25 protein-coding genes are annotated in these 24,306 nt (G+C 67.9%); 6 read left to right on the top strand and 19 right to left on the bottom strand.

Annotated features, from left to right (window positions below; genetic code table 11):
- Positions 1-75: 75 nt before the first annotated feature.
- A complete protein-coding gene (locus AB0J95_RS18300) occupies positions 76-1,545 on the bottom strand; it encodes a cytochrome bc complex cytochrome b subunit (protein ID WP_364758807.1) in 1,470 nt (489 codons plus the stop codon).
- Between the two features lie 195 nt (positions 1,546-1,740).
- On the opposite strand from AB0J95_RS18300, the gene AB0J95_RS18295 reads away from it, so the two are divergent.
- Positions 1,741-2,991, top strand: coding sequence for a hypothetical protein (locus AB0J95_RS18295; RefSeq protein ID WP_364758475.1), 1,251 nt, complete (start codon positions 1,741-1,743; stop codon positions 2,989-2,991).
- Here the strand turns inward: AB0J95_RS18295 and AB0J95_RS18290 are convergent.
- Genes AB0J95_RS18290 through AB0J95_RS18265 form a run of 6 tightly spaced genes read right to left on the bottom strand, consistent with a single transcriptional unit; the run spans position 2,988 to position 8,886 of the window.
- Complete coding sequence (locus AB0J95_RS18290; protein ID WP_364758473.1) at positions 2,988-3,578, bottom strand: SRPBCC family protein; 591 nt, start codon at positions 3,576-3,578, stop codon at positions 2,988-2,990. The two genes, AB0J95_RS18295 and AB0J95_RS18290, sit on opposite strands and share 4 nt — an antisense overlap.
- Entirely contained in the window at positions 3,578-5,884 is a 2,307-nt protein-coding gene (locus tag AB0J95_RS18285) for a xanthine dehydrogenase family protein molybdopterin-binding subunit (RefSeq protein WP_364758471.1), read from the bottom strand. Before AB0J95_RS18285 ends, AB0J95_RS18290 begins: the two co-directional genes overlap by 1 nt.
- Entirely contained in the window at positions 5,881-6,339 is a 459-nt protein-coding gene (locus AB0J95_RS18280) for a (2Fe-2S)-binding protein (RefSeq protein ID WP_364758469.1), read from the bottom strand. The genes AB0J95_RS18285 and AB0J95_RS18280 overlap by 4 nt, the downstream gene beginning before the upstream one ends.
- On the bottom strand, positions 6,336-7,208 hold the full coding sequence (locus tag AB0J95_RS18275) for a xanthine dehydrogenase family protein subunit M (RefSeq protein ID WP_364758467.1): 873 nt from the start codon (positions 7,206-7,208) through the stop codon (positions 6,336-6,338). The genes AB0J95_RS18280 and AB0J95_RS18275 overlap by 4 nt, the downstream gene beginning before the upstream one ends.
- Positions 7,205-7,969, bottom strand: coding sequence for an alpha/beta fold hydrolase (locus tag AB0J95_RS18270; protein WP_364758465.1), 765 nt, complete (start codon positions 7,967-7,969; stop codon positions 7,205-7,207). The genes AB0J95_RS18275 and AB0J95_RS18270 overlap by 4 nt, the downstream gene beginning before the upstream one ends.
- A complete protein-coding gene (locus tag AB0J95_RS18265) occupies positions 7,966-8,886 on the bottom strand; it encodes an amidohydrolase family protein (protein WP_364758463.1) in 921 nt (306 codons plus the stop codon). The genes AB0J95_RS18270 and AB0J95_RS18265 overlap by 4 nt, the downstream gene beginning before the upstream one ends.
- 119 nt (positions 8,887-9,005) lie before the next feature.
- Here AB0J95_RS18265 and AB0J95_RS18260 point away from each other — a divergent pair, with 119 nt between their 5' ends.
- The 4 genes from AB0J95_RS18260 to AB0J95_RS18245 all read left to right on the top strand — a co-directional run bounded on the left by AB0J95_RS18260 (position 9,006) and on the right by AB0J95_RS18245 (position 13,688).
- Positions 9,006-9,596: a UbiX family flavin prenyltransferase gene (locus AB0J95_RS18260; RefSeq protein WP_364758461.1), complete on the top strand. Its 591-nt coding sequence runs from the start codon at positions 9,006-9,008 to the stop codon at positions 9,594-9,596.
- A gap of 9 nt (positions 9,597-9,605) precedes the next feature.
- The gene (locus AB0J95_RS18255) at positions 9,606-10,508 is read left to right on the top strand and encodes a LysR family transcriptional regulator (protein ID WP_364758459.1); all 903 of its coding nucleotides are present in this window, start codon (positions 9,606-9,608) and stop codon (positions 10,506-10,508) included.
- Positions 10,505-11,188 carry a GntR family transcriptional regulator gene (locus AB0J95_RS18250; RefSeq protein ID WP_364758457.1) on the top strand — a complete coding sequence of 228 codons (684 nt, stop codon included), beginning with the start codon at positions 10,505-10,507 and terminating at the stop codon, positions 11,186-11,188. Before AB0J95_RS18255 ends, AB0J95_RS18250 begins: the two co-directional genes overlap by 4 nt.
- A 184-nt stretch (positions 11,189-11,372) precedes the next feature.
- Complete coding sequence (locus AB0J95_RS18245; protein WP_364758456.1) at positions 11,373-13,688, top strand: tetratricopeptide repeat protein; 2,316 nt, start codon at positions 11,373-11,375, stop codon at positions 13,686-13,688.
- Here AB0J95_RS18245 and AB0J95_RS18240 read toward each other — a convergent pair.
- The 9 genes from AB0J95_RS18240 to AB0J95_RS18200 all read right to left on the bottom strand — a co-directional run bounded on the left by AB0J95_RS18240 (position 13,674) and on the right by AB0J95_RS18200 (position 21,921).
- The gene (locus AB0J95_RS18240; RefSeq protein ID WP_364758454.1) at positions 13,674-14,393 is read right to left on the bottom strand and encodes a GntR family transcriptional regulator; all 720 of its coding nucleotides are present in this window, start codon (positions 14,391-14,393) and stop codon (positions 13,674-13,676) included. The two genes, AB0J95_RS18245 and AB0J95_RS18240, sit on opposite strands and share 15 nt — an antisense overlap.
- Positions 14,393-15,826 (bottom strand): UbiD family decarboxylase, encoded by a 1,434-nt coding sequence (locus AB0J95_RS18235; protein ID WP_364758452.1) that lies wholly within the window; start codon positions 15,824-15,826, stop codon positions 14,393-14,395. Before AB0J95_RS18235 ends, AB0J95_RS18240 begins: the two co-directional genes overlap by 1 nt.
- Entirely contained in the window at positions 15,823-16,809 is a 987-nt protein-coding gene (locus tag AB0J95_RS18230; RefSeq protein WP_364758450.1) for an ABC transporter substrate-binding protein, read from the bottom strand. Before AB0J95_RS18230 ends, AB0J95_RS18235 begins: the two co-directional genes overlap by 4 nt.
- Complete coding sequence (locus AB0J95_RS18225; protein ID WP_364758448.1) at positions 16,806-17,564, bottom strand: ABC transporter permease; 759 nt, start codon at positions 17,562-17,564, stop codon at positions 16,806-16,808. Before AB0J95_RS18225 ends, AB0J95_RS18230 begins: the two co-directional genes overlap by 4 nt.
- The gene (locus tag AB0J95_RS18220) at positions 17,548-18,408 is read right to left on the bottom strand and encodes an ABC transporter ATP-binding protein (protein ID WP_364758446.1); all 861 of its coding nucleotides are present in this window, start codon (positions 18,406-18,408) and stop codon (positions 17,548-17,550) included. Before AB0J95_RS18220 ends, AB0J95_RS18225 begins: the two co-directional genes overlap by 17 nt.
- Entirely contained in the window at positions 18,401-19,483 is a 1,083-nt protein-coding gene (locus AB0J95_RS18215; RefSeq protein ID WP_364758444.1) for a nitrilase-related carbon-nitrogen hydrolase, read from the bottom strand. Before AB0J95_RS18215 ends, AB0J95_RS18220 begins: the two co-directional genes overlap by 8 nt.
- A gap of 395 nt (positions 19,484-19,878) precedes the next feature.
- Entirely contained in the window at positions 19,879-20,793 is a 915-nt protein-coding gene (gene ppk2, locus AB0J95_RS18210) for a polyphosphate kinase 2 (RefSeq protein WP_364758442.1), read from the bottom strand.
- Positions 20,794-20,859: 66 nt separating this feature from the next.
- Positions 20,860-21,300 (bottom strand): hypothetical protein, encoded by a 441-nt coding sequence (locus tag AB0J95_RS18205; RefSeq protein ID WP_364758440.1) that lies wholly within the window; start codon positions 21,298-21,300, stop codon positions 20,860-20,862.
- Positions 21,301-21,330: 30 nt separating this feature from the next.
- A complete protein-coding gene (locus AB0J95_RS18200; RefSeq protein ID WP_364758438.1) occupies positions 21,331-21,921 on the bottom strand; it encodes a helix-turn-helix domain-containing protein in 591 nt (196 codons plus the stop codon).
- A 36-nt stretch (positions 21,922-21,957) separates the two neighbouring features.
- Here AB0J95_RS18200 and AB0J95_RS18195 point away from each other — a divergent pair, with 36 nt between their 5' ends.
- The gene (locus AB0J95_RS18195; protein WP_364758436.1) at positions 21,958-22,308 is read left to right on the top strand and encodes a cytoplasmic protein; all 351 of its coding nucleotides are present in this window, start codon (positions 21,958-21,960) and stop codon (positions 22,306-22,308) included.
- Here AB0J95_RS18195 and AB0J95_RS18190 read toward each other — a convergent pair.
- The 3 genes from AB0J95_RS18190 to AB0J95_RS18180 form a co-directional block, all read right to left on the bottom strand.
- A complete protein-coding gene (locus tag AB0J95_RS18190) occupies positions 22,289-23,449 on the bottom strand; it encodes an FAD-dependent monooxygenase (protein WP_364758434.1) in 1,161 nt (386 codons plus the stop codon). The two genes, AB0J95_RS18195 and AB0J95_RS18190, sit on opposite strands and share 20 nt — an antisense overlap.
- A gap of 1 nt (position 23,450) precedes the next feature.
- Positions 23,451-24,017: a TetR/AcrR family transcriptional regulator gene (locus tag AB0J95_RS18185; protein ID WP_364758432.1), complete on the bottom strand. Its 567-nt coding sequence runs from the start codon at positions 24,015-24,017 to the stop codon at positions 23,451-23,453.
- A gap of 85 nt (positions 24,018-24,102) precedes the next feature.
- Entirely contained in the window at positions 24,103-24,285 is a 183-nt protein-coding gene (locus tag AB0J95_RS18180; RefSeq protein ID WP_364758430.1) for a hypothetical protein, read from the bottom strand.
- Between the last annotated feature and the right edge of the window lie 21 nt (positions 24,286-24,306).

The raw sequence follows: 24,306 nt of genomic DNA, 5'->3' as shown, positions 1-24,306 counted from the left end.
GGAGTCGCACGTAGAACGAACGGCACGGCCACGGCGGCCCCTTGCCGCCGACGATCACCGGGATCCAGCGGCCGGTCAGTCGGGGGTCAGCAGGGAGCCGGGCCGTGGTTTTCCGGCCGCGCCGACCTTGTTCATCTTCTTGGGCACCGCCGCGCCCTGGTAGGTCAGCTCGCGGCCGGCCAGCGGCTGGTGCAGCTCGATGAACTCACCGTGGGGCAGCCGGACGATGATGCCGGTCTCGATACCGTGCTCCAGCACCTCCCGGTCGGCCCGCTGCAGCCCGAGGCAGATCCGGTAGGTGATGGCGTACACGATGGGTGGCAACAACAGCAGCCCGATCCGGCCCATCCAGGTGGTGGCGTTCAACGAGATGTGGAACTTCTCGGCGATGACGTCGTTGCCCGCGGCCAGCAACGCGACCATGAAGTACGTGACCGCCATGGCGCCCAACGAGGTCCGCACCGGGACATCCCGGGGTCGCTGCAACAGCTCGTGGTGCGCGTAGTCGCGGGTGAACCTCGACTCGATCCACGGGTACACCGCGGCCACCACTGTCAACAGCGGCAACCCCAGCATGAACGGGAAGAACGCCGCGGGGATCGTGTAGTTCCCAAGGTAGATCTCCCAGGCGGGCCACAGCCGGAGCAGCCCGTCGGTCCACGCCATGTACCAGTCGGGCACCGTTCCCGCGGAGATCTGCGCGGGGCTGAACGGCCCGAAGTTCCAGATCGGGTTGATCTGGAACAGCCCGCCCATGAACGCGCAGACGGCGGTCACGATCACCATCATCGAACCGGCCTTCATGGCGAAGTACGGCGTCATCCGCACGCCGATGACGTTGGTCTCCTTGCGTTTCGGCGCCGGGAACTGGGTGTGCTTCTGGTACCAGACCAGTCCAACGTGGATGCCGATCAGCGCCAGCAGGATCGCCGGTATCAGCAGCACGTGCAGACCGTAGAGTCGTGGAAGCGTGTCGGTGCCGGGGAACTCGCCGCCGAACAGCAGGCCGTGGGCCCACGTGCCGATCACCGGGATCGACAGGATCAGCCCGGAGGTGACCCGCAGGCCGCCGCCGGACAGCAGGTCGTCGGGCAGCGAGTAGCCGAACAGGCCCTCGACGCAGGCGACCGCGAAGATCACCACGCCGATCACCCAGTTGGTCTCGCGTGGCCGCCGGAACGCGCCGGTGAAGAACACCCGCAACAGGTGCAGCACCGTCGAGGCCATGAACAGCAGCGCCGACCAGTGGTGCACCTGGCGCACGAACAACCCGCCGCGCACGTCGAACGAGATGTTCAGCGCGGACTCGTACGCCTTGGACATGCTCAGGCCGCGCATGTTCACGAACGAGCCGTTGTAGGTGACCTCGGTCATCGACGGGTCGAAGAAGATCGCGAGGTACACGCCGGACAGCAGCAGCACGATGAAGCTGTACAGCGCGATCTCGCCGAGCAGGAACGACCAGTGGTTCGGGAACACCTTGTTCAGCAGCTGCCGGCGCAGCCCGGCGGCGGGCCGGAAGCGGTCGTCGATCCAGTTGGCCATATCGCGGGCACGGGACTTCCGTGATGTGGTCGCCAATCCCCCACTCCTCTTGGTGAAGCCCGCCCACGATCAAGGATACGCGCGCTCGAAGAGCCGAGGGAGAACATCGGCAACGGTCACCTTGTTACAGAACGGCCACAAGCCGTATCTGCGCGCCCCTCCGGCCAACCTGTCAGAAGGGGCGGGAGGTCCGTGATGGGTACCGATGAGCAGCTCGGAGTCGTGCTGGTGCACGGAATCGGCGAGCAGACACAGGGCGAGACGCTGACCAAGTTCACCGTCGGCGTGGGCAGGCAGATGGCTTCCGAAGTGGACCGTGTTTCGCGCGACCGGGCGGTCCTGCGGTTGGGCCACCGGGAAGTGCGGGTCTACGAGACCTGGTGGGCGGACATCCTGGGCAAGGAGGCGGTCGACGGTTCGTTCGACCCGTTCGAGCTGCACGCGCTGGCCTGGTTCCCGTGGCTGAACCAGCGGTTCGGCTTCTACCGGCCCAACCGCTGGGCGGGCGCGCTGGTCTGGACGATCCTGCTCACCCCAGTGCTGTTCCTGCTGCACATCCCCCTGCTGTTCCTACCGCGGAAGGGGTTCCTGCCACGCTTGCTCGACCGCGTGTTCGCCGACGTGACGAACTACGTGAGCTCGGCCGGACACGCGATGCGGGAGGATTCCACATTGGCCGGTGCCGCCGTCGACATCCAACGACGGTTCGCCGGAGCCATCGACGCAGCCGCCGCCGACGGCTGCACGCGGATCATCGTCATCGCCCACAGCCTCGGAACCGTGATCGCCTACCACGGCCTGACCGGCTGCGTCCGAGCCGAGGACGGCGCCCCGATAACACCCTCCGCGCGGAGCTTGGTGACCGATCTCGTGACCATCGGCAGCCCGCTGGAGAAGGTCCGGTGGCTGTGGCCGTCGACGATGACCACCGACGTCGTCCTGGCGGAAACCCTGCGCTGGCACAACATCCGCGACCGCCTCGATGTGGTCTCCGGAAAGATGCGGCACTTCGGCCCGGTCGTGGACCTCCCGTTGGTGGGGCGCGCGAACCTGATCGACGCGCACGTGGTTTACGAGCGGAACCCGGCGTTCGTGCGGTTGTTCTTCGACCTGGTCGGGCTTGGGGCGGTGCCGGTGGACAAAACCCCTACCGGGCAACGGCTTGGCCTGCTCGGGATGTCGATGGCGGTGTCCACGCTGTTCTTCGCGCTCGCCTTGGGCGTGGCGGTGGCCGCGCTGCTCGGGGTCACGTTGATCATCGCCGTGTTCCTGTTGGTCAGCGCGTTCTTCGGCATGGCCGAACTGGTCGGCGGCATGCACACCGACGTGTTGTTCCAGATCAGCTTCTGGTCGATGGCTGTGCTGGTCGTCGGCATGGGGGTTGGTTACGGCCGGGTCATGGCCGGCCGCATGCACTACGCCTTCCGGCACCGCCGCTGGCCTTAGCTATCGCGTTGAGGCCGAGAGGCCTTGAGTGTGACGCGGAGCCGGTGGATCAGGCCGGCGATCATCGCCCGCAGGATCGCCGAGAACTTCAGCGGGGCGGCGGGAGCGGCGGGAGCGCTGACCGCCGCGGCGACTTCGGGGGTGCCGATGCGGTGGCGGACCTGGTCCGCCAGGTCGGCGACCATCCGGTTGGAGACGTCGGCCATGATGCCGCGCCCGAACTGCGCGAGCTTGCCGGAGATGGTCAGCTCGGTGGTGAAGGTCACCGTTGAGCCGCCGGAACCGTTGGCGGCCACGGACATCCGCGCCTGGGCCTTGGCGGAGCCGGAGCCCTTGGCATCCCGCCCCTCGGCGGCCAGCACCGCGGCCCGCGCCACGGGGTCGCGCTCCACGATGGTCGCCGTTCCCGCGTAGGCGGCCACCACCGGACCCACCTTGATCTTCACCTTGCCGCGGTAGGAATCCCCGCCGAGGTCCTCGGTCAGTTCGGCGCCCGGGAAACATGCCGCGACGTTGTGGGCGTCTTGGAGGAAGGCGAAGACGTGGTCGGGGGTGGCGTCGATGTCGAAGGAGTTCTCGATCAGCATCAGGACTCCCGGGGGATGGCGGCGAAGACGCGCGCGGGGGTGGTGGGGGCGTGGGTGATCCGGGCGCGCAGCGGGCGGAGGGCGTCCTCGATGGCGCCGGCGATGGCTGCCGGTGCCGGAATCGTGCCGCCCTCGCCGGCGCCCTTGACCCCCAGTGGATTCAGTGGGCTGGGGGTGTGGAGGTGGAACAGGGACACCGGTGGAACCTCGACGGCGGAGACCAGGGGGTAGTCGAGGTAGCTGGCGGTTTGGGGCTGGCCTTGGGCGTCGTATGCGGTGTCCTCGTACAGGGCGTTGCCGATGCCATGCGCGAACCCGCCAAGCACCTGGCCGTCCACCAACAGCGGGTTGATCACGTTCCCACAGTCGTGGCCGATCACGTACTTCAACACCTGAACGCCACCCGTCAAGGGATCGACCTCGACGAGAGCCGCGTGAGCCCCACTGGCGTAAGCCGCGCGGGAAGGGGCGAAGTAGCTCATGGTCTCGATCCCGGGTTTGATCCCCTCCGGCAAGGTGATCCCGTGCTTGCCGATGTTCGCGATCCGGGCAATGTCCGAAAGCGACACCGACTTCTCCGGGTCGCCGTCCATCGAGACCCGGTCACCCGACAGGGTCACCGCGTCCGAGCCCAAGATCCGCGAGGCGGTGTCCAGCAAACGTTCGCGCATCCGCAACCCGGCGTCATGCACGGCCGGACCGCACGTGGCGGTGATCCGCGAAGCGAAAGTGCCCTGGCCAAAGGGAATCCGGGAGGTATCGCCGGTGACGACGGAAATGTGCTCCATGTCCACGCCGGTCGCGTCCGCCGCGATCTGCGCGTACACGGTCTCGTAGCCCTGCCCCTGAGCGGCGGCGGCGAGAGTCACCAGAAGCTTGCCGCGGTTGGTCAGCCGGATCTTCGCACCCTCGTATGGGCCGAGCCCGCACCCCTCGACATACACCGCCAGCCCAATTCCGACGTACCGGCCCGAAGCACGAGCCTGCGCCTGGAACTCCCGGGCCGCGGAATAGTCGATGCGCTCAAGGGCTCCGGACAGCAGCGCGGGGAAGTTGCCGCTGTCGTAGGTCAAAGGGCTGCCATCGCGGAACATGATGCCGACCCGGTAGGGGAACTCGTCCGCCTGGATCAAATTGCGCGCCCGCACCTCGGCCGGGTCGAGGTCCAGGTACTCGGCGATGCGGTCCATCATCCGCTCCATCGCGAACACCGCCTGCGGCCGCCCGGCCCCGCGCACCGACGAGGTCGGGACCATGTTGGTGTAGCAGGCGACCAGCTCGATCTGGATGTCCGGCACCCGGTACGGCCCGGGAACGGTCGCGGTGGTGATCGACGGAACCTGAAGCCCAGCACAGTAAGCGCCCTGGTCATGCTCGACGAAGTCGCGCAGCGCCAGCAGTTTCCCGGAGGAGTCGAAGCCGACCTCGATCCGGTGCGTCTGCGAGCGCTCCATCATCGCGCTGACGAAGTTCTCCTGCCGGTCCTCGACCCACTTGACCGTGCGCCCGAGCTTCATCGCCACCCACGGGACGACGACTTCCTCACCGTAGAACTGGGCCTTGGGACCGAACCCGCCGCCCACGTCCGGCGGTGCGACCACCCGGATGTCGTCCTCGGCCATCCCGTAGATCACCGAAAGCTGTTGCCGTGCATAGTGTGGCGACTGAGTCGTGTCCCAAATGGTCACTTGGCCGAGCGAGGGCTCGAACCGGGCCGCGACGGCACGCGGCTCCATCGAGTGCCCGCCGCCACGCATGACGAAGAACTCCTCGGACAACCGGTGCGGTGCCTCATCGAGAGCTTTCTCCGCGTTGCCCGACCGCTGAACCAGCCGCACGGCAACGTTGCTGGTGGCACCCGAGTGGGCCATCGGCGCGTCCGGGGCCAAAGCGGCTGCCGTGGAGGCGATCGCGGGCAGGATCTCGTAGTCCACATCGATCAGCTCGAGCGCGTCCTCGGCCAGGTAACGGTTCTCGGCGATGACGATCGCCACCGGCTCACCGACATAGTGCACCTCGGACGGAGGCATTGGCAGTCGAGGGAAGTCGACCAGATCCGGGTGCAGCACCTTGGGCGCCAGCGGCTTCTGGATCTCCATCAGATCCGCTCCACTGTAGACGGCCACCACGCCGGGAGCCGATCGAGCGGCGCTCAGGTCCATCCCGTTGATCCGGGCGTGCGCATGCGGAGAACGCAGGAAAGCGGCGGCGAGCGCGTCCGGGATGTCAAGGTCGTCCAGGTAACGGCCGTGACCGGTCAGCAACCGGTCGTCTTCGCGGCGGGTGATGCCCGCGCCGATCATCATGAGCTCACGTCCAATACGGCCTGTACCATGCCGCGGTAGCCGGTGCACCGGCAGATGTTGCCGCTCAATACTTCCCGTGCCTCATCTGCTGAACGGACTGGTCCCTCGCGCAACGCGGCCGTCACGCTCATCAGGAACCCGGACGTGCAGAAACCACACTGCAAAGCGTGGTTCTCCTTGAAAGCCCGCTGGACGGGGTTCAGATCACCCCCGGCAGCAAGGCTTTCCACGGTCTCAACGGAGGCGCCGTCAGCCTGGGCGGCGAGCATCAAGCAGGACCGGACCGAGGCCCCGTCGACGATCACCGTGCACGCCCCACACACCCCGTGTTCACAACCAAGATGCGTGCCGGTCAACCGAAGGCGCTCGCGGAGGAAGTCAGCCAAGGTGTACCGGTCGTCGACCGTTTCGTGGTAACTCTTGCTGTTCACCGTCACGGCGATACGAACGCTCATAGGTCTTCTCCCTGTCGGGCCGCGTCGCCCAGCGCGCGCTGAACCAGCGCGTCGACCAGCTTCCGCCGGTGGTCCGCGGTGGCATGGATGTCGCTGGTGGGGTCGACCTCGCCGCTGGCCGTTTCGCCAGCCGCCGAACAAGCTGAGGAGGTCAGCGACGAGCCGGTGACCAGGTTCTCGGCCGCGGTCAGCCGTTGCGGCGTCGGAGCGACCCCAGCGGCGGCCAACCGGCAGGCGGACACCTTGCCATCAGTGAAAGTCACCGACGCGGCGACGGCGGCAAGAGCGAAATCACCTTTGCGAGTAGCGAATTCGTGGAACGCCATGACCGTGCCGGGTGGCGGCTTGCGGACGGTCACCTCGGTGAGCATCTCGTCCGGCTCCAGCGCCGTCGTCAGGTGGAACTGGAAGAAGTCGGCCACGTCCACCGTCCGTTTGCCACGCGACGAAGCCACCGTGAAGGTACTGTCCAAAACGGACACAACACTGGGCAGCTCGGCCGCAGGGTCGGCGTGCGCGAGGCTGCCGCAGATCGTGCCGCGGTTGCGGATCTGCGGATGAGCCACCTGCCGCAGCGCCTGCTGGAAGATCGGCACCGCCGATGCCAGCGCGGGATCCCGTTCGGCGGTCCGCTGCCGCACCAGAGTCGGGATGGTCACGGTCGAGGAGTCGAGCCGAGGAGCCCCATACCAGTCACCGATCCGGTTGATGTCGATGAGATGGTCGAACCGGGTCAGCCGGAAGTTCAGGATCGGCATCAGGCTCTGCCCACCGGCCAGTATCTTGGCGTCGTCGCCAAGGTCTGCCAGTAAGGACAGCGCCTCCTCCAACGAACGTGGGGCGTGGTAAACGAAAGGCGCCGGTTTCATCGGAACTCCGGGGTCAGGCCGGGCCGCTCGATCAAGGTCATGTGCCGCAGCCCGGGCACCACCGACAGCGCCGCACCGGCGATGCCTTGGTGCAGCACGGAAGCCATCGAGGGCGGGGTGGCGTAGTCGTCCTCGCCGACGAGAACCACGGTGGGGGCCTTGATCGACGACAACAACGGGCGGAAGTCCATGGCGCCCATCGCAACGGACCCCGCCGCATGGGCCTCGCTGTTGGTCCGCAGGAAGATGTCGACCACGCGCTGGACTTCGGCGGGCGAGGAGGCAACGAACGCGGGTGAGAACCACCGATCCACCTGGAAGGGCACCTGCTCGGGCCGAGGCACCGCTGTCGCCCGGGTGGCCCGATCAGCCCAGGTAGACGGCGCTTCCGGCCCGTACCAAGCGGTCGTGTCGGCCAAGACGAGCGACCGCACACGAGACGGATACAGCCCGGCGAACGCGATGGCAACGCTGCCGCCCATGGACATGCCCAGCATGTGGACGATCGGCAGGCCGAGACCGTCGAGGGCCTGAGCCAGGTCGACCGCCATGTCCTCGATCGTGAACGGCTGCCCGTCCCAGCTGCTGGACCCATGTCCGCGCAGGTCGGGCGCGTAGACGGCGGCAGCCAGCCGGGTGGCCACCGGCTCCCACAGCTCGCCGGCCATCGCCAGCGGATGCAACAACACGACCGGTTCGCCCGCGCCCCAGCGCACCACGGACAGGTGCCCGTTCGCGGTCGGCGCGGTCAGCCGGATCACGACGCCCGCCCGAACAGTGCGGTGGCAGCTCGATTCAACACCGATAGTTTGGTCTCCCAGTGCAGTTCGGTGTCCAGGATGGTTCGCGCGGGCTGCGGGTCGCCGATCGCGAACGGGTAGTCGCTGCCCAGCAGAACCCGCCCGGGCGTGGCGACGGACGCGAGGAACTCTATAGCGGCCGCGGACAACGCGACCGTGTCGAAGTAGAAGTCCTTCAGGTACTCCGAGGGCATGCGCTTGAGCGTGACGTGCTTGGTCTCACCGGTTCGATAGCCGCCGTCGAGCCGCCCGGCCTGATACGGCAGGTAACCGCCGCCGTGCACAGCGAGCAACCGGAGACCAGGGAACCGGTCCAGCACCCCGTGCAGGATCAAGTCGGTCAACGCCAAGGTGTTGTCGACAAGGCGCCCGTGCACGTTGCCCAGCGAGCCGTGCGGCCCACCCGTCGCCGGGTGCAGCATCACCGGCACGTCCAGCTCGGCAACAACAGTCCACAGTGGAGCAAAGGTGTGCAGCGGCAGGTCCGTGCTGAGCATGAGACCCGAGAACTCCGGCCGCTTCATCGCCACGGCGAGGTCCTCGGCGGCGCGGTCGAGATCGGTGGTGTCCACACTGGCCAGTGCGGTCGTTCTCAGTTCGGCGGCCGACGTGCACATGGCGTCGTTGAGCCGTAACACCCAGTCCCGGTCGCCCGCCTGGATGTCCAGCCACGGCGACAGGATCTGCCGGGTGATACCTGCCTCCGACAGCCAGGCCAGCCGGGCGTCCACTGTGGTCATCCGCGGCCCGATCGGCCTCGTGTCGCCGGTTCCGGGAGCCGAGTAGACCCAGCCCTGCCCGGTGTGGCGGAACGCGGGCTCCGTGAGCAACGACTCGGGCACTATGTGTGCATGTGCGTCGATCACCTCGTTCTCCATGTCCTCGACGCTAGGTTTCGCGGCACACCAGGACCAGCGAGGTTTCCTGGGGGCAGGGGTTAGCAGACCTGGCAGCCGCGGGTATGGCTTTTCCGCACCCGCGCGTGTTGCCATGAGGTATGTCGTCTTTAGACAAGCGGGTGGTGGTGGCCATCACCGGTGCGAGTGGCACCGCCATCGGCGTGCGCGTCCTGGAGCTGCTCAACGACCTGGCCGGGGTGGAGATCCACCTCGTGGTGTCCAAGGCGGGCATGATGACCCTGCGGCACGAGTGCGGCATGACGCCGCGGGACATCCGCGCGCTGGCCGACGTGCACCACCGCGCCGGGGACATCGGCGCCAGCATCGCGTCCGGGTCGTTCCCGGTGCACTCCATGCTGGTCACGCCGTGTTCCATCAAGACCATGTCGGCCGTGGCCATGGGGTACACCGACGACCTGGTGACCAGGGCGGCCGACGTCTGCCTCAAGGAAGGGCGGCCGTTGCTGCTGATGGTCCGCGAGACCCCGCTGCACCTGGGCCACCTGCGGTCGATGGTCGCGGTGACCGAAGCGGGCGCGATCATCGCGCCGCCGGTGCCGGCGTTCTATCCTCAGCCGAAGTCGATCGACGACATGGTCGACCACATCGCTCGCCGGGCGCTGGCCCGGGTGGGACTATGGGAGCTGGCCCCCGAGCCCTGGCAGGGGGACCTCGCGGGACCGGCGTGAAGGAGAGGCGTGCTCGAGGTACGGCGGCTGCAGATCTTCGCGGCAGTGGCCGAGCGTGGGTCCTTCACGGCCGCGGCCGAGGCGCTGTTCATGACGCATTCGGCCGTGTCCCAGCAGATGGCGTTGCTCGAACGGCAGCTCGCGGTGCCCCTGATGGTCCGCGGCCCGCGCGGGGTCGAACTCACCGAGGCGGGCAGGGTCCTGGCCGAACGCAGCGCGGGCCTGTTGAGCAGCATCGCGGCCATCGAGCAGGAGATGCGGGACCTGACCAAACAGCACGCCACCGTGCGGCTGGGCGCGTTCCCGACCGCAGCAGCGGACCTGATTCCCCGGGTGGTGCGCGAGTTCCAGCGCCGCCACCCGGACATCCGCGTGCAGCTGCGGTCCGCGCACGCGCAGGACATCCCTGCCTCGTTGCGGGACGGGGAGATCCAGCTCGGCCTGATCTGGGACTACGACTTCCTGCCGCGGACCGTGCCCGCCGACATCGAACGGCTGCCGCTCGTCGACGACCCGCTCTACGTGCTGGTCCCGGCCGGGCATCCGCTGGCCGGTGAGTCCGAAGTGGACCTGCTGGAGTTCGCCGGGGAGACTTGGGTGGTGCGTGGGCATGAAGCGCCCTACGACGACGCGTTCGCCACGATGTGCCGGCTGGCCGGGTTCGAGCCGCAGGTCGGGTTCGTGACCGAGGACTACCTTTCGGCGCAGGGCCTGGTCGCCGCCGGGATCGGGGTCAGTGCCGTACCCCGGCTGGCTTTGGTGGCGTTGCGCCCGGACGTGGCGGCGATCGCCGTCGGCGGCGCGCGGCCGCACCGGCGGATCGCGGTGGTCCGGCGCAAGGATGCCGAGCACTCACCGGCGGCGCTGCGGCTGCTGGACGTTCTGCGGGATGTTGCGGGGGAGTTGCCATGACGTCGAACGGGACCGTGATGCTGCGCCGGATGCTCGGCCAGTCCACCGACGGGTCGCTGGTCGACCGGATCGTCGAGGACGTCGCCATGCAGATCATCGACGGCCGCCTGGCCCCGGGCGCCGACGTGAACTCGGTCGAGCTGGCCAAGCGGTACTCCAGCAGCCGCACACCCGTCCGTGAGGCCCTGCTGACCCTCCAGCGCGAAGGCCTCGTCGACATCCCGGCGCGCCGCCGCCCCCGCGTCGCGCCGGTCACGCTCGACCAGATCCGGGACGTCTACGAGGTCCGCGCCAGCCTGCACGGCCTGGTCAGCGAGCTCATCGTGCGCAACGCCCCGGACATCACCGTGCTGCACGAGTTCCAGGCCAAGCTCGCCGCCGACGCCGAACGCGGTGACGTCGACTCCTACTTCTGGCACAACGTGGCGTTCCGCCAGGCCGAGGCCGAGGTCGCCGGCAACACCCAGCTCGCCCGCATGCTGAGCTCCCTCGGCCTGCGAACCCTGCAGCTGCGGCATGTGAGCCTCTCCCTGCCGGGCAGGCTGGACAAATCGGTCAGCGACCACGACCGGTTGCTGCGTGCCTACTGCGACGGCGACGCGGACCTCGCCGTCGCCATCACCAAATCGATCATCAAGAGCGGCCTGCGCGCGATCGAGACCTCCGGCTGGGCCGCCTGAAGTAACGGACGGCCCGGTGCAGACCGACGCTGAAGGCGACGGCCGCCGTGGCCGCGCGCAGGCAGGTGGTGATGGTCGGCAGGGCGTCGAAGATGGTGTGGGCCAAGGTGATCATCGGGGTCTCCAGTCCGTCGTGGGGTGTGCTGTCCACGTTCGGGCCGGAGCTGTCCAAACGGGTGTGACGGTGGGATCGGACGGAATCGGACGCGCCACTGAGGTGCTGTTGGCGCTGCTCAAGGCTGCGGGCAACCCCAAACACGACGACCTGGACGCCCAGGCCGCGAAATCCGGCCTGCCGTCGTTCTCCCGCAGCACCTACTACGACCTGCTGAAAGGCAAGCGGCGGTCGGCGACCGCCGTCGACTTCATCCGCCTGTGCGTGGAGTACGCCCGCACCCATCCCAAGATCGCCGAGTTGCCGCCAGACCAGCTCAACGTCGGCCACTGGCAGGACAAATACGAGAACGCACTAGGCCTGCCCGCTCCTGAGCTGGGCCAACGGGTGGGGCCGCCGCCTCCTCAGGTGGTCGCGTACGTCCGTCGTGCAGTCCTCGATGACACCCCGGTGCAGGTCCTGACCGGTCTTGGCGGGGTCGGCAAGACCCAGATCGCGGCGGCCCACGCCTGGGAACGATGGCATGATCCGGCCGTTGACCTGGTCATTTGGGTATCGGCCAAGTCGGGTACGGACATCGTGTCCACTTATGCTCAGGCCGCGGAACAGCTACTGGGCGCTGATCCGAAGAACACCGCGTCGGCCGTGCGCCAGTTGATGACGTGGCTGTCCACCAACTCGCGCTGGCTGATCGTGCTCGACGACGTGGCGATCCCCGGTGACCTGCGCGAACTGTGGCCGCCGACGTCCGGCCAGACCGTGATCACCACCAGGTACGTGGGCGCGGCGTGGGATCGCCCGTCGACACGTGTGGTCTCCGTCGACGTGTTCACCCCCGCGGAATCCCAGACCTACCTCAACGAACGACTCGGCCAGACGTCCGACGAACTGGCGGCCGACCTCGGTCACCTGCCACTGGCGTTGTCACATGCCGCCGCGTACATCCGCAACACCCAGATCTCGATCGACGAGTACCGCGAGCTGTTCGCCGACCGCAAGCGCCGCGTGGCCGACCTGATGCCGGTCGCCGGCGAGTCGCCGGATGAGCACACGGTCGCCACGACCTGGTCGTTGTCCGTGCAGCGGGCCGAGCAGATCGCGCCCGTCCGGCCGTTGCTGGAGATCGCCGCCCTGCTGGACCACAACGGCATCCCGTTGCAGGTCTTCACCTCGGACTCGGTCACGAATGCGTACGGCAAGGACACGAAGCACACGTTGAGCGTGGCGCACAGGTTCTCACTGTTGACTTTCGACCCATCGACCCCGGCGCGCGCGGTGATCATGCACGCGCTCGTGCAGCGGGTGACCAGGGACGGTATGTCCATAGTGGACAGCATTGCCGCCTGCGCCCTCAACGAGATCCAGCCGAACGACCGCAAGCTGGTCGAGGCGCTGTTCGACAACACCAAAGCGTTGGTGGACAACGCCTGGGCGAGCGTGTGGGGTGCGGAGGTGCACCCCGTGCTGGAACACGCCGGGAAGGTCGTGGGCATGATCGGGCTGGCCCGGGACGCGGCCGAGTACTTCCAGCCGCTGCTCGACCTGGCCGCCGCCCAGTTCGGTCCGGACCACCCGAGCACGCTGACGTTCCGGCATGAAGTGGCGTTCTGGAACGGTGAGGCGGGTGATCCGGCCGGTTCGGTCGGCGCCATGGAAGCGCTGCTGGACGACCGCATCCGGGTACTCGGCGATGATCACCCCACGACGTTGCTCACCCGGCACAGCCTGGCCCGCTTCCAGGGCGAGGCCGGGGACGCGGCGGGTGCCGCGGCGACCTTGGGGGATGTGCTCGCCGAGCAGGTCCGGCTGCTCGGCGAGGAGGATCCCGGCACGCTGGTGACCCGGGCCAATCGCGCGCATTTCCTTGGCGAGTCCGGGAATGTGGCCGAGGCGGTGAGCGAGTTCGAGCGCGTGCTGCCGCTTCGGGTGCGTGTGCTGGGGCCGGACGATCGCAGCACGTTGATGACCCGGCACAACCTCGCTCGCTGGCGGTTCAACGCCGGTCACACGGAGGCCGCCATCGCCGAGTTCGAGCGGCTTCTGCCGGACTGGCAACGGGTTTTCGGGCCGGACCACGTGGACACGCTGCTCACCCGGCACGAGCTCGCGCGGTGCCGGGGCGAGGCCGGTGACCCGGCCGGAGCGCTTGTGGCGTTCCAGGAACTGCTGGCCGACCTGCTCCGGACGCTGGGACCCAGGCATCTGCGTACCCTGGCGACCAGGGGAATGCTGGCCCGCTGGCAGTCGGAGACCGGCGACGTCGCCGGAGCCGTGGCCGCGCTGGAAGAGCTCCTGCCCGATCTCACCGACCTGGCCGGAGCGGACCACCCTCGCACCAAGGTGATCCGGGAACGGCTGGAGGCATTGCGGTCAGAACTTTCCTGAGCGCTCCAACGCCCGATACCCCCGCAACACCAGCGAACGGCTGACCGCCGAAGCCAAAGCCACATCCCGGTCCGCATAGGCCCGCACCAGCCGCTCATGATCAGCCACCGAGTGCTTGAGCCGCCCGGGAAGCGACAGGCTCAGGTGCCGGAACCGGTGCATCTGAAGGCCCAGCGAGCTCAACCGCCGCTGCAGCTCCTGGTTGCGCGACAGCTGCGCCTCAGCGTTGCGGAACCCCACGTTGTGCCAGAAGTAGGAGTCCACGTCGCCGCATTCCGCGTCGTGCTCCAGGAGTTTCTGCCAGTCCGCCAGCGCCGCGATCTCCTCGTCGGTGGCCCGTTGCACGACAAGCTCACAGACGAGGGTGTAGAGGCTGCCGCGGATCTCGTAGATCTCCTTCACCTGTTCCAGTGCTACGGGGGAGACATAGGGACGGCGGCGGGGCGGCACGATGACGAGGCCTTCCCTTTCCAGCAGCAGCAAGGCTTCGCGGATGGGGGTACGGCTGGTGTTGAACTGGCGGGCCAGGTCGGCGGAGTTCACCTCGTGGCCCGGCGGCAGCCGGCCCTCCACGATGTTCACCGCGAGCTCCTCGAAGATCGCGAAGGCCAGCGACGAGCTGCCCTCGATCCCGCGCAGCGCGCTGAACAGGAGTTCCTGCCGCAGCCGGGCCACGTCCGACCGGCCCGAGGTGGCGGCCGTCACTAGCCCGCCACCTCGGGCCATCGCCGCCGCACGTCGGCCACCAGTTCCTCGCTGGATTCGGCCACCACGGGGAAGTCCGCGAGCCGTTCGTAGGGGCGGCATGCGTCGATCACCGCGCGGCTGTTGAACGCCAACGCTCCCGGCAACGTCAGTGGGTCGACTCGGCTGCCCCACGTGCGTTTCATGATCTCGATGTCGGTCTGCGGATCGCACCGCCCGCACGCCGCCCACATCACCTCGCCGAGATCACGGGGGTTGACGTCGCTGTCCACCACGATCGTGAATCGGTTCATGTAGGCCGCGTTCGGCAGCTGCGCGGCCAGATACGCGGCCTGGCGGGCATGTCCGGGGTAGCGCTGCTCGACGGAGACGATCAACAGTGACCGCCCACCACCGGCCTCGTGCGCCCACACACCGCGCAGCCCCGGCAAACCGGTGCGCTTCAAGGCATCCGTGATCAGCGCCGACTTCATCACGGTCCGCATGTACGAGTAGTCGTGCGGCGGCTTGCCGGGCGGGGCGCCGAGCAGGATCGGGTCGTCGCGGTGGTACACGCGCTCCACGTCGATCGTCAGGATCGGTTCGCGGGAACCGGAGTAGTACCCGGTCCACTCGCCGAACGGCCCTTCCGGACGGACGTTGTCCGGCGTGACCCAGCCCTCCAAGGCGATCTCGGCGTCGTGGGGGAGTGGCAGCCCGGTGACCTGACCGTTCACTGTGGACACTGGTGAGCCGAGCATCGCGCCGACGTACTCGTACTCGTCGACATCGCTGGGCACCTCGACCCCGGCGGCGATCAGGTACGCGGGGTGCATGCCCAAGGTGACCGCGATCGGCGCCCGGCCCTCCGCGGCGAACCAGCGCCGCAAATGCTGGGCACCGTGCTTGCCCGCCTCGATGTTGACGCTGGCGCTCCTGCCGTCGTCCTGGACCTGCATCCGGTACGCGCCGAGGTTGATCCGACCGGTGTCGTAATCTCTTGTCACCACGGCACATCCGGTGCCGATGTACCGGCCGCCGTCGCCCTCGTGCCAGCGTGGCACCGGGAACTTCAACAGGTCGATGTCCGGCTTGCCGTCCACGTTGGACAACAATGGTCCGTCGCCCACTGTGGTCACCTTGAACTCCGGCGCTCGGGTGGTCCACTGGCCCGGGCCCGTCACCAGTTCGTCCATCAAGGACTCATCGGTCTGGTCCCAGCCCAGGCCCAGCACCGAACCGAGCAGCCGCGGGTTGCTCACGCTGCCGCTGAGCACCCGCAGACCCTCGGCATAGCCCGGGATCGAGTCGAACAACAGGGCCTTGGGGCTGGAACGCCGGTAGTTCACCTGGGACAGCGCGCCGATCTCCAGGTCCCAGCTCGCGCCCTGGACCTCCTGCAGCTCACCGGCCTTGCCGGCCTCGACGAGCCAGGCCCGCAGGTCGGCCGTCATGACTCCCCGCTCAGCATGCTGTTGTCGATGTACTTGCTGACGTCCGCGGGCGGTGAGGTCTTGGCGTTCTCCGCCGCTTCCTCGAACGCCAGCTTGATGATCTTCTCGTCCACCTTCGGCGTCTTCTGCCACACGTCGAGGAAGAAGTCGTAGGCGTACTTGGCCAGATCCGGTTTGTTGATACCGGTGTACTTCTGGATGCTGGTGAGCGTCTCCTTCTCGTTGCCGCGCAGGTACTGCAGTGCCTCGGCCTCGGCCTGGACGAACCGCTTGACGACCTCGCGGTTGGTGTCGAGGTACTTGCCCTGCACGGTGTACGCGCCCAGCGGGAAGTCCATGTCGGCCAGCGAGGCGATCCGGACCGCGCCCTTCTCCTTGGTCTCCGCGCCCTGCGGCGGCTGGGTCAGGATCGCCGACACCGCACCGCTTTGCAGCGCGGACACCTCGGCCGGGATGCTCTTGACGAACACACCGGTGACGTCCTCGCGCTTCATCCCGTTCTTCGCCATGATCGCGGTCAGCCCGAAGTCGCTTTCGGAGCCGGGCGAGGTGATCGCGACCTTCTTGCCCTTGAGGTCCCTGACCGACTTGATGTCCGGGCTGGCCCACATCTCCAGGTTGTAGTGCGGCTCGGACATCGCCACATAGCGCAGGTCGGTGCCCTTCATGATGGCCGCCGCGGTGTCCTGTGCGACGCCGACCGCGATCTGGACGCTACCGCTGGCCAGACCGGCGACGAGCTGCGAACTGTCGTTGAGCCGGACGATCTCGGCCTTGAGACCGTGCTTGCTGAAGATCCCGTGGTCCGCGGCGACATACAGGTCCGCGTACCCGGCTCCCGGTGCCGTGTAACCGATCTTGACAGCCAGCTGTCCATTCTGGTCCGCCGCGACCTTCTCCTGCGCCTTGCCCGCGCAGGCGGTCAGCGCCAGCGCGGCGACGACGGATAGCAGGATGGTCTTCCTGGCTTTCAAGGACTTCATTGCGCACCTGCCCAGTGGACGAAGCGCCGCTCGATCAGCCGGACCGCTCCGTTGAGCAGCAGGGCGAGGACGGCGAGCAGAACGATCCCGGCCATTGCCGAGTCGACGTTGAAGTTGGAGGTCTGTTTCTGGACGAAGTAGCCAAGGCCCTCACTGGCCAGGAACAACTCCGCCACGATCGCGCCGACCAGTGCGCGCCCGACCGCGAGCCGGACGCCCGCGAGGATGTAGGGCAGCGTGGCCGGCAGGGCGATGGCGTAGAAGAACTTCAGCTTCGGCGTGCAGAACACGGTGGCCACCCGGGAGTAGTCCCGGTTGAGGTTGCGCACGCCCGCGGTGATGTTGATGATCAACGGCAGGATGCCCGCCCACACGATCACGATGATCCGCGAGGTGTTCTCCAGGCCGAACCAGAAGATGATGATCGGCAGGAACATCACGTAGGGCACCGAGTAGAGGATGTTCACGATCGGCTCGGTCATGTCGTGCAGGATCCGGCTGCGGCCGAGCACCAGGCCGATCGGGATGCCCATGATGAACGTGATTCCCAGGCCCCACAACAGTTCGTAGCCGGTCGCGCCGAGCGGCCCCCAGATCTCGCCGGTGGCGAACAGCTGGACGCCCGCATCGAACGTCCGCACCGGGCTGCTGGAGAAGCTCGGGTCCACAATGTCCAGCTCGGCGGACAGTTGCCACAGTACTAAAAGGACACCGATCCCGGCGGCGCCGAGCAGCGCGCTACGGTGCCGTCGCACCCAAGTGGACTTTGCCTTTGGTTGTGCTGTCACGGTCATGGGCAGTGCCGTCGTCGTCATGGCTCCTCGGTTCGGGTTTTGGGTGGCGCAGCGCCTCGATGATCCGGTCGCCGTAAGCCAGGAACTCCGCGCTGCGGCGCCAGTCGGCGCCGCGTGGGCGGGGTGCGTCGATGGTGATCTCCAGCGCGACCCGGCCGGGGGAGGGTGAGAACACCAGCACCCGGTCGGCCAGCAGCACGGCCTCGTTCACGTCGTGGGTGACGAACAGCGCGGTCTTCTCGGCCGCGTCGGCCTGCCAGATCCGCAGCAGCTCGTCCTGCAGGATCTCGCGGTTCTGCGCGTCCAGGGCACTGAACGGCTCGTCCAGCAACAACAACGCGGGATCGGTGGCCAGGGCGCGGGCCAGGTTCACCCGCTGCTTCATACCACCGGACAGCTCGTGCGGGTACTTGTCGACCACATGGGACAGTCCGGCGGTCTCCAGCAGGTCGTGGGCTCGCTTCCGGGACTGCCCGGTCAGCCTGCCCTGCATCTCCAGTCCGAAAAGGACATTGCTCAGCACGCTTCGCCATGGGTAGAGCGAGGCCTGCTGGAACACCAGCGAACGCTCCGGGCCCGGCCCGGCGATCTTCTTGCCACGCAAGGTCAGTTCGCCGCCTGCGACCGGCACCAGCCCGGCCACCGCCTCGAGGAATGTCGTCTTGCCGCAACCACTCGGGCCGACGATCACGACGAACTCGTGCTCGTCGACATGCAGGTCCAAACCGGACACTGCGAGCGTCAGGCCGCGCCTGGTCTTGTGGGTGAGCTGAAGTCCGCTCGCGACAAGGGCTTTGTCAGCCATGGGAGGCACCGGCCTCGTCGTAGCCGGACTGCTTGAGCCGGCCGTCGCCGACGAGCTTGTCGATGATCTCGCGGGCCACCGCACGGGTCTCCGCGGTGGACTTGAGCAGGCTGTCCTTCCAGCCGTCGTTCGGCCAGCGCCCGGCCCGCTTGTAGACCTCCGCGAACAGGTCCGTGCGCAGCTCGACCAGCTGGTTCCACTCGTGGCCGCCGGCGCCGGGCTTCTTCGACCGGATTTCGCGGACGGCGTCGACGTCAACCGTGCCAACACAAACAGCCTCCCCCGGGCCCGCCGCGACCGACACGACGTTGCCGAGGTGGTCGATGATCTGCGAATGCCCGCGGTAGCCGTTGCGCGGCCGGTCCGACCCGACGAACGCGCCCGCGCAGACCGACAGGAAGTACGCCAGGTTCTCGCAGGCACGTGACCGCCGGAAGATGTCCCACTTGGCGTCCACATCGGACCATGGCTCGGCGGTCGGGTGGATGAGCACCTCGGCGCCCTGCAACGCCAGCGCGCGGGCCATCTCCGGGAAGATGATGTCCGTGCAGGTCAACGTGCCCAGCACGCCGATCTCGGTGTCCACCACGGGGAACATGCTCAGCTCGCCGTACCGCTCGGTGTACTCGGTGTAGACGTCACCGGGTCCGGTGTAGACGGTGTTGAGGTTGTTCGGCCCGTTGTTCTTGCGGTACTTGAGGATGATCCTGCCGCGCGGGTCGATGATGAAGTTGGTGTTCCACAACCGGCCCGGCCAGGTGTCGTCGCGCTCGTAGAGGTTGCCCATGAAGTAGACACCCAGCCGCTTGGCCTGCTCGGCGATGCGGTCGGTGACCGGGCCGGGGATCGTCTCGGCCAGCTCCAGCCACTCGTCCACGTCGCGGGGGCGGTACTGGCCGATGATGCTGTACTCGGAGATCGCCGCGAGCCGCACCTCGCCGACCCGGTTGAAGGTCCACTGCAGCAGCTCGAAGATCCGCGACAGGTTGCGGTCGATCACGTCGTCCCGGTCCCGCGGGTCGACGATGACGTGCGTCTCCTGCTGGATGAGCGCGGCCTTGTAGGGCTTGATCACAACGGCTCCTTTGCCCGTCGCCCCCGTACTGAGTCCATAGTGTCGACACTTTGGCGAGTCTGACTGTCGCGTAAGCGCATTGTCAAGGACGAAACGAGCCGTCACAGAGGATCGCTCAACGTAGTGTCGACACTAGCCAACCCACCCGCGCATGTCCCCCGTTCCTCCGGGGCGTGTCCCCCGTTCACGGATGCCGTGTCCCACGTTCGTCCCCCATGAGTTCTCCGCGGGCGCGACGCTTCCCCGGACGAACGTGCGACATGGGGCGGACGAATGTGGAACACACCCTGCGTGAACGTGGGACACGGGGGCGACGAACGGGGGACACGCGGGGGAGGAAAGGGGGACACACCCGGGAGGAAAGGGGGACACGCGGGGGAGGGGTGGTGAGGGGGTTAGGGGGTGTCTTCGCCCTCTTCGAGGAGGGTGGCGGCGGCGCCGACGACCTGGGTGTCGGGTTTGCCGACTACCTCGTGGTCCTTGTCGCTGTAGTCGAAGCGGTCCAGGACGCTGCGCATGGCCTCGATGCGGGCGCGCTTCTTGTCGTTGCTCTTCACCACGGTCCATGGCGCCGCGGTGGTGTCGGTCGAGCGGAACATCGCCACTTTCGCCTCGGTGTAGGCGTTCCAGCGGTCGAGTGACTCGATGTCGTTGGGGCTCAGCTTCCACTGGCGCACCGGGTCGACCTGGCGGATCAGGAACCGGGTGCGCTGCTCGGCCCGGGTCACCGAGAACCACAGCTTGATCAGTACAACCCCGTCGTCCACCAGCATCTGCTCGAACGCGGGCACCTGCGTGATGAACCGCTGGTACTGCTCCTCGTCGCAGTACCCCATCACCCGCTCGACGCCGGCCCGGTTGTACCAGGACCGGTCGAACAGCACGATCTCCCCGGCGGTCGGCAGGTGGTTCACGTACCGCTGGAAGTACCACTCGCCCTGCTCGCGGTCGGTCGGCTTGTTCAGCGCGACCACCCGGGCGCCGCGGGGGTTGAGGTGCTCGGTGAACCGCTTGATGGTGCCGCCCTTGCCCGCGGCGTCGCGGCCCTCGAACAGGATCACCACGCGCCCGCCGGTGTCCTTGATCCAGTACTGCAGCTTCAGCAGCTCGATCTGCAGCAACCGTTTGAGCTGCTCGTACTCCTGCCGCGACATCCGCTCGGTGTACGGGTAGTTCTCCCGCCAGGTGTCGATCACCGACCCGTCCGCGCGCAGCAGCACCGGGTCGTCCCCGTCCTCGTAGTCCACGACGAGCGAGCCTTCCCGCAGCTCGGGGAACCGGTCGACGATCTCAGGCGATTGGTCGAACACAGGTCGAGAAATTACACCCTGACGCGACCGTCCTGACCAGGTAAATCCCCAGCATTCGCGCAGAGTTCACATGCCGTTGAGCACTTCGGCGAGGTGGGTGGCGTCGGAGCGTTGGGGGACGGCGAAGTTGAGCTGGGCCAGCGGGCGGCCGTCGGGCGCGACGACCTGGTAGCACTTCATCAGCCCGCCGCCGCTGACCGGCTGGAGCCGTAGCCCTGCCCGCGGCACCTGCCAGGCGAGCTGGGTCACCGGGCGCGAGGTGTTGTCGTTCGAGCCGACGAACAGCAGCCGCTGGTTGGTCAGCAGCAGGTAGAACCGCTTGGGCATGTTCAGGGTGAAGCTGGTGCCCAGAGTGGCGACACTTTCCTGGACCGCGCCGCGCGTGATGTTCCGGATGTTGTTCACGCCCGCACCGACCGTGGCGCACGTGCCGAACACCGGCTGCTCACCCGGGTTGAGCAGCGGCGCGGCCGCCTCCAGCAGTCTGCCTTCCAGCCCCTTGCGCATGCCGGTCAGTATCCGGAAACCCGCCACACACTAGGAACACAGGATCGCGGCCTGCAGCAGCGCCCGCGCGGAGGACTTCACCACGTTCGCCGCCTCCTCGCGGGACAGACCGCCGATGTCGGTCAGCCAGATCAGCGACTCGATGCCGGTGGCCGACCGGATGGCCAGCGCGAGCCGGTCGACGTCCACCGCCGGGTGGGTCGCCCGCAACGGTTCCAGCGCGTCCTTGATCCACCCGATCGCCCGCCCCTGGCGCAGCACGGGCTGCTCGGCGCCGGGTTCGAGGGACAGCCGCAGCTGGGTGCGCAGCTGCGGCTCCCAGTCCAGGGTGATCCGCACGAACTCGTGCATGACGATGTCCAGCCGCGCCACCGGGTCCTGCGGCGCGTCCTCGGGTAGCAGCGTGCGCTCCTGGATCTGTGGGTGCGCCGCGAGCAACAAAGCGCGCTGGTTCGGGAAGTACCGGTACGCGGTGGTCCGCGAGATCCCCGCCTCCTCGGCGACCTCCTCGACCCCCGGTGAGACCCCGCGCGCCAGCAGCGCCCGGGCGGCGGCGACCAGGGCCTCCCGGGTACGGCCCTTCTGCCGCTGGCGACCGGTGGACTCATATGGGACTTGCATGCCATCATGGTACTGTAGTCCCACGGAGGAGACATCATGGACCCCGCATCGACCAACCCCGATCTGTACAAGGTGATCTTCGAGAACGACCGCGTCCGCGTACTGGCCTACGGCGACCGGCCGGGCGACCGCACCGCGCCGCACAGCCACCCGGACAGCGTGATGGTCACGCTCAGCTCGTTCTCCCGCCGCGTCTCCGCCGGCGGCCGGGAGGCGATGGTCGAGCTGCCCGCGGGGGAGGTCCGCTGGCTGCCCGCGCAGGAGCACACCGGCGAGAACGTCGGGTCCACCGAGACACACGCGATCTTCGTGGAACTCAAGGAACCCAGGCCCGAGGGCGCCGACATCCCGGCGGCACTCGGGCCGGTCAGCTCGCCAGGTTCGTGATCAACCCGCTCGACTTGCCCGCGATGGCACCGGCGAAGACCCGGCTGAGCCCAGGCAGCCGGGCGGCGTGCAACGCCAGGCGCCGCAACGCCAGCGTGAACCTGGACTCGGGCAGGAACCAGCGCGCGCCGGCCCGGCCGGTCCGCTGCTTCTCCTCGGCGATCGGCCGCCACAAGCGTTCGTACTCGGTCAATGCCAACGGAACCGAGGCCGTCGACGCCAGCCGGTCGGCGAGCACATAGGCCCCGGCGATCCCCAGCGAAGCGCCCTGGCCTGCCAGCAAAGACACCGCATAGCAGGAATCGCCGAGCAGAACGACCCGATCCTTGCTCCAGCACGGCATCTCGATCTGCGCCACCTGGTCGTAGTAGATCTCCGACGCCGGCGGGCAAAGCTCAAGTGCTTGCGGCACAAGCCACCCAAGCCCAGCGTACGTCTCACGGATCGCCGCCCGGGTGTCCGTCGGCAGGGCCGGATCGGGCGTGCGGTGCACGGCGAAGGACGCCACCCGCCCATCCCGCAAGGCGTAGAACCCCATCTGCTGGCCGATGGTGTCGGTCAGCACGAACCGGCCGCGCACCGCCGCGTGGATCTCCGGCGAGTCGAACATGTACGCGGCGGTGTGGAACCCCAGATACCGCGGTTCCTGTGGCCCGAAGACGAGGTCCCGGACGGTCGAGTGGATGCCGTCCGCGCCGACCAACAGGTCCGCGTCGATCCGCGTGCCATCGTCCACGGTGCACCGAACCCCGTCCGGTGTGTTCTCCACCGCGGTGATGCTCATGCCGAACCGCAAGTCCACAGTAGACGGAAGATGCTCACGCAGGACGCGTTCGAGGTCGGGCCGCATCACGCTGACGAACCGGCCGTCGACGGCCTTCGCGAACTGGTCGTAGTCGACCCTGCCGCGGCGGCGGCCGTGATCATCGAGCAGGCTCGCCTCGCTGACCAGGTAACCGGCCTCGAGAACCGCGGGCAACAGGCCCATCGCCTCGCAGGCGTCGTACCCGGTCCCGAAAAAGTCGATCATGTAGCCCTGTGTGCGCGGCCCCGGGCTCCGCTCGAGCACGACGACCTCGCAGCGCAACGCGTTCGCCAGCGCGAGCCCGGCAATCCCCGCGCCGCAAATGACAACCTTCATCTCACCCCTCCGCAATCAGCCTCCTCAGAACGATCCCCAGCGCCGCGGGGTCCGGCGCGGACCCGAGACCGCGATGCAGCAACAGGCCGTCGATGGCCGCCAGCAGCACGGCGGCGGTCTCGCCGGACTCGGCGATCCCTTGTCCCGCCAGCCATTCACCGATCCGCTCGCGGACGCCCGTGATGATCACCTCGATCTGCGCCCTGAGCCCCGCATCCCGGGTGGCCGCGAGATAGGTCTCGATGAACAGCAGTGACATCGGGTCGGCGCCGTCGTACTGTGCCACCGACGCGAGCAGTCCCTCGACGAGTTCCCGTGGCGACCCGGCGGTCTCCGTCATGCCGTCCACTTCGGACACAATCATGCGCATCGCTGTGATCGCGGCCTCGCTCAGCAACGCCGGCATCGACGGGAAGTGGTAGTGCACCACGCTCGGTGTCACCCCGGCCCGCTCGGCCAGCACCCGGGTGCTCACCGCCGTCCAGCCTCGCTCCGGGATCAGCTCCACGGCCGCGGCCAACAGCCGCTGCCGCACCTCCTGCCCGCGTGCCGCCGCTGGTGACCTCACCGCGCTCCTCGGAGTAGGGCAATCGTCCTGTACGAACGCCCTGACACTACGCCCAGGTCACGACCGGGTGCAAGTCAGATCGCGGTCAACGTGAGGACGAGTGCGGGGTCCGGCGGAGGTGGCTGCCGCTGAACCTGGCGGCGCCGCTGGTGAAGTCGCTGACCTGGCCGGTCAGGTTCCAGCCGGGGTTGCCCGCGCGGGTGTCGGTGACCCGCACCGGGTTGAGCTGCCCGCTGGTCACCCGGACCGACCCGTCGGCGGTCAGCACCGGCGTGGCAGGGTGACGTCC

The organism is Actinocrispum sp. NPDC049592, from assembly GCF_040675465.1.
Lineage (GTDB): Bacteria > Actinomycetota > Actinomycetes > Mycobacteriales > Pseudonocardiaceae > Kibdelosporangium.
The sequence above is the reverse complement of the archived record's forward strand: the minus strand, read 5'-3'. Positions and strand labels throughout refer to the sequence as shown.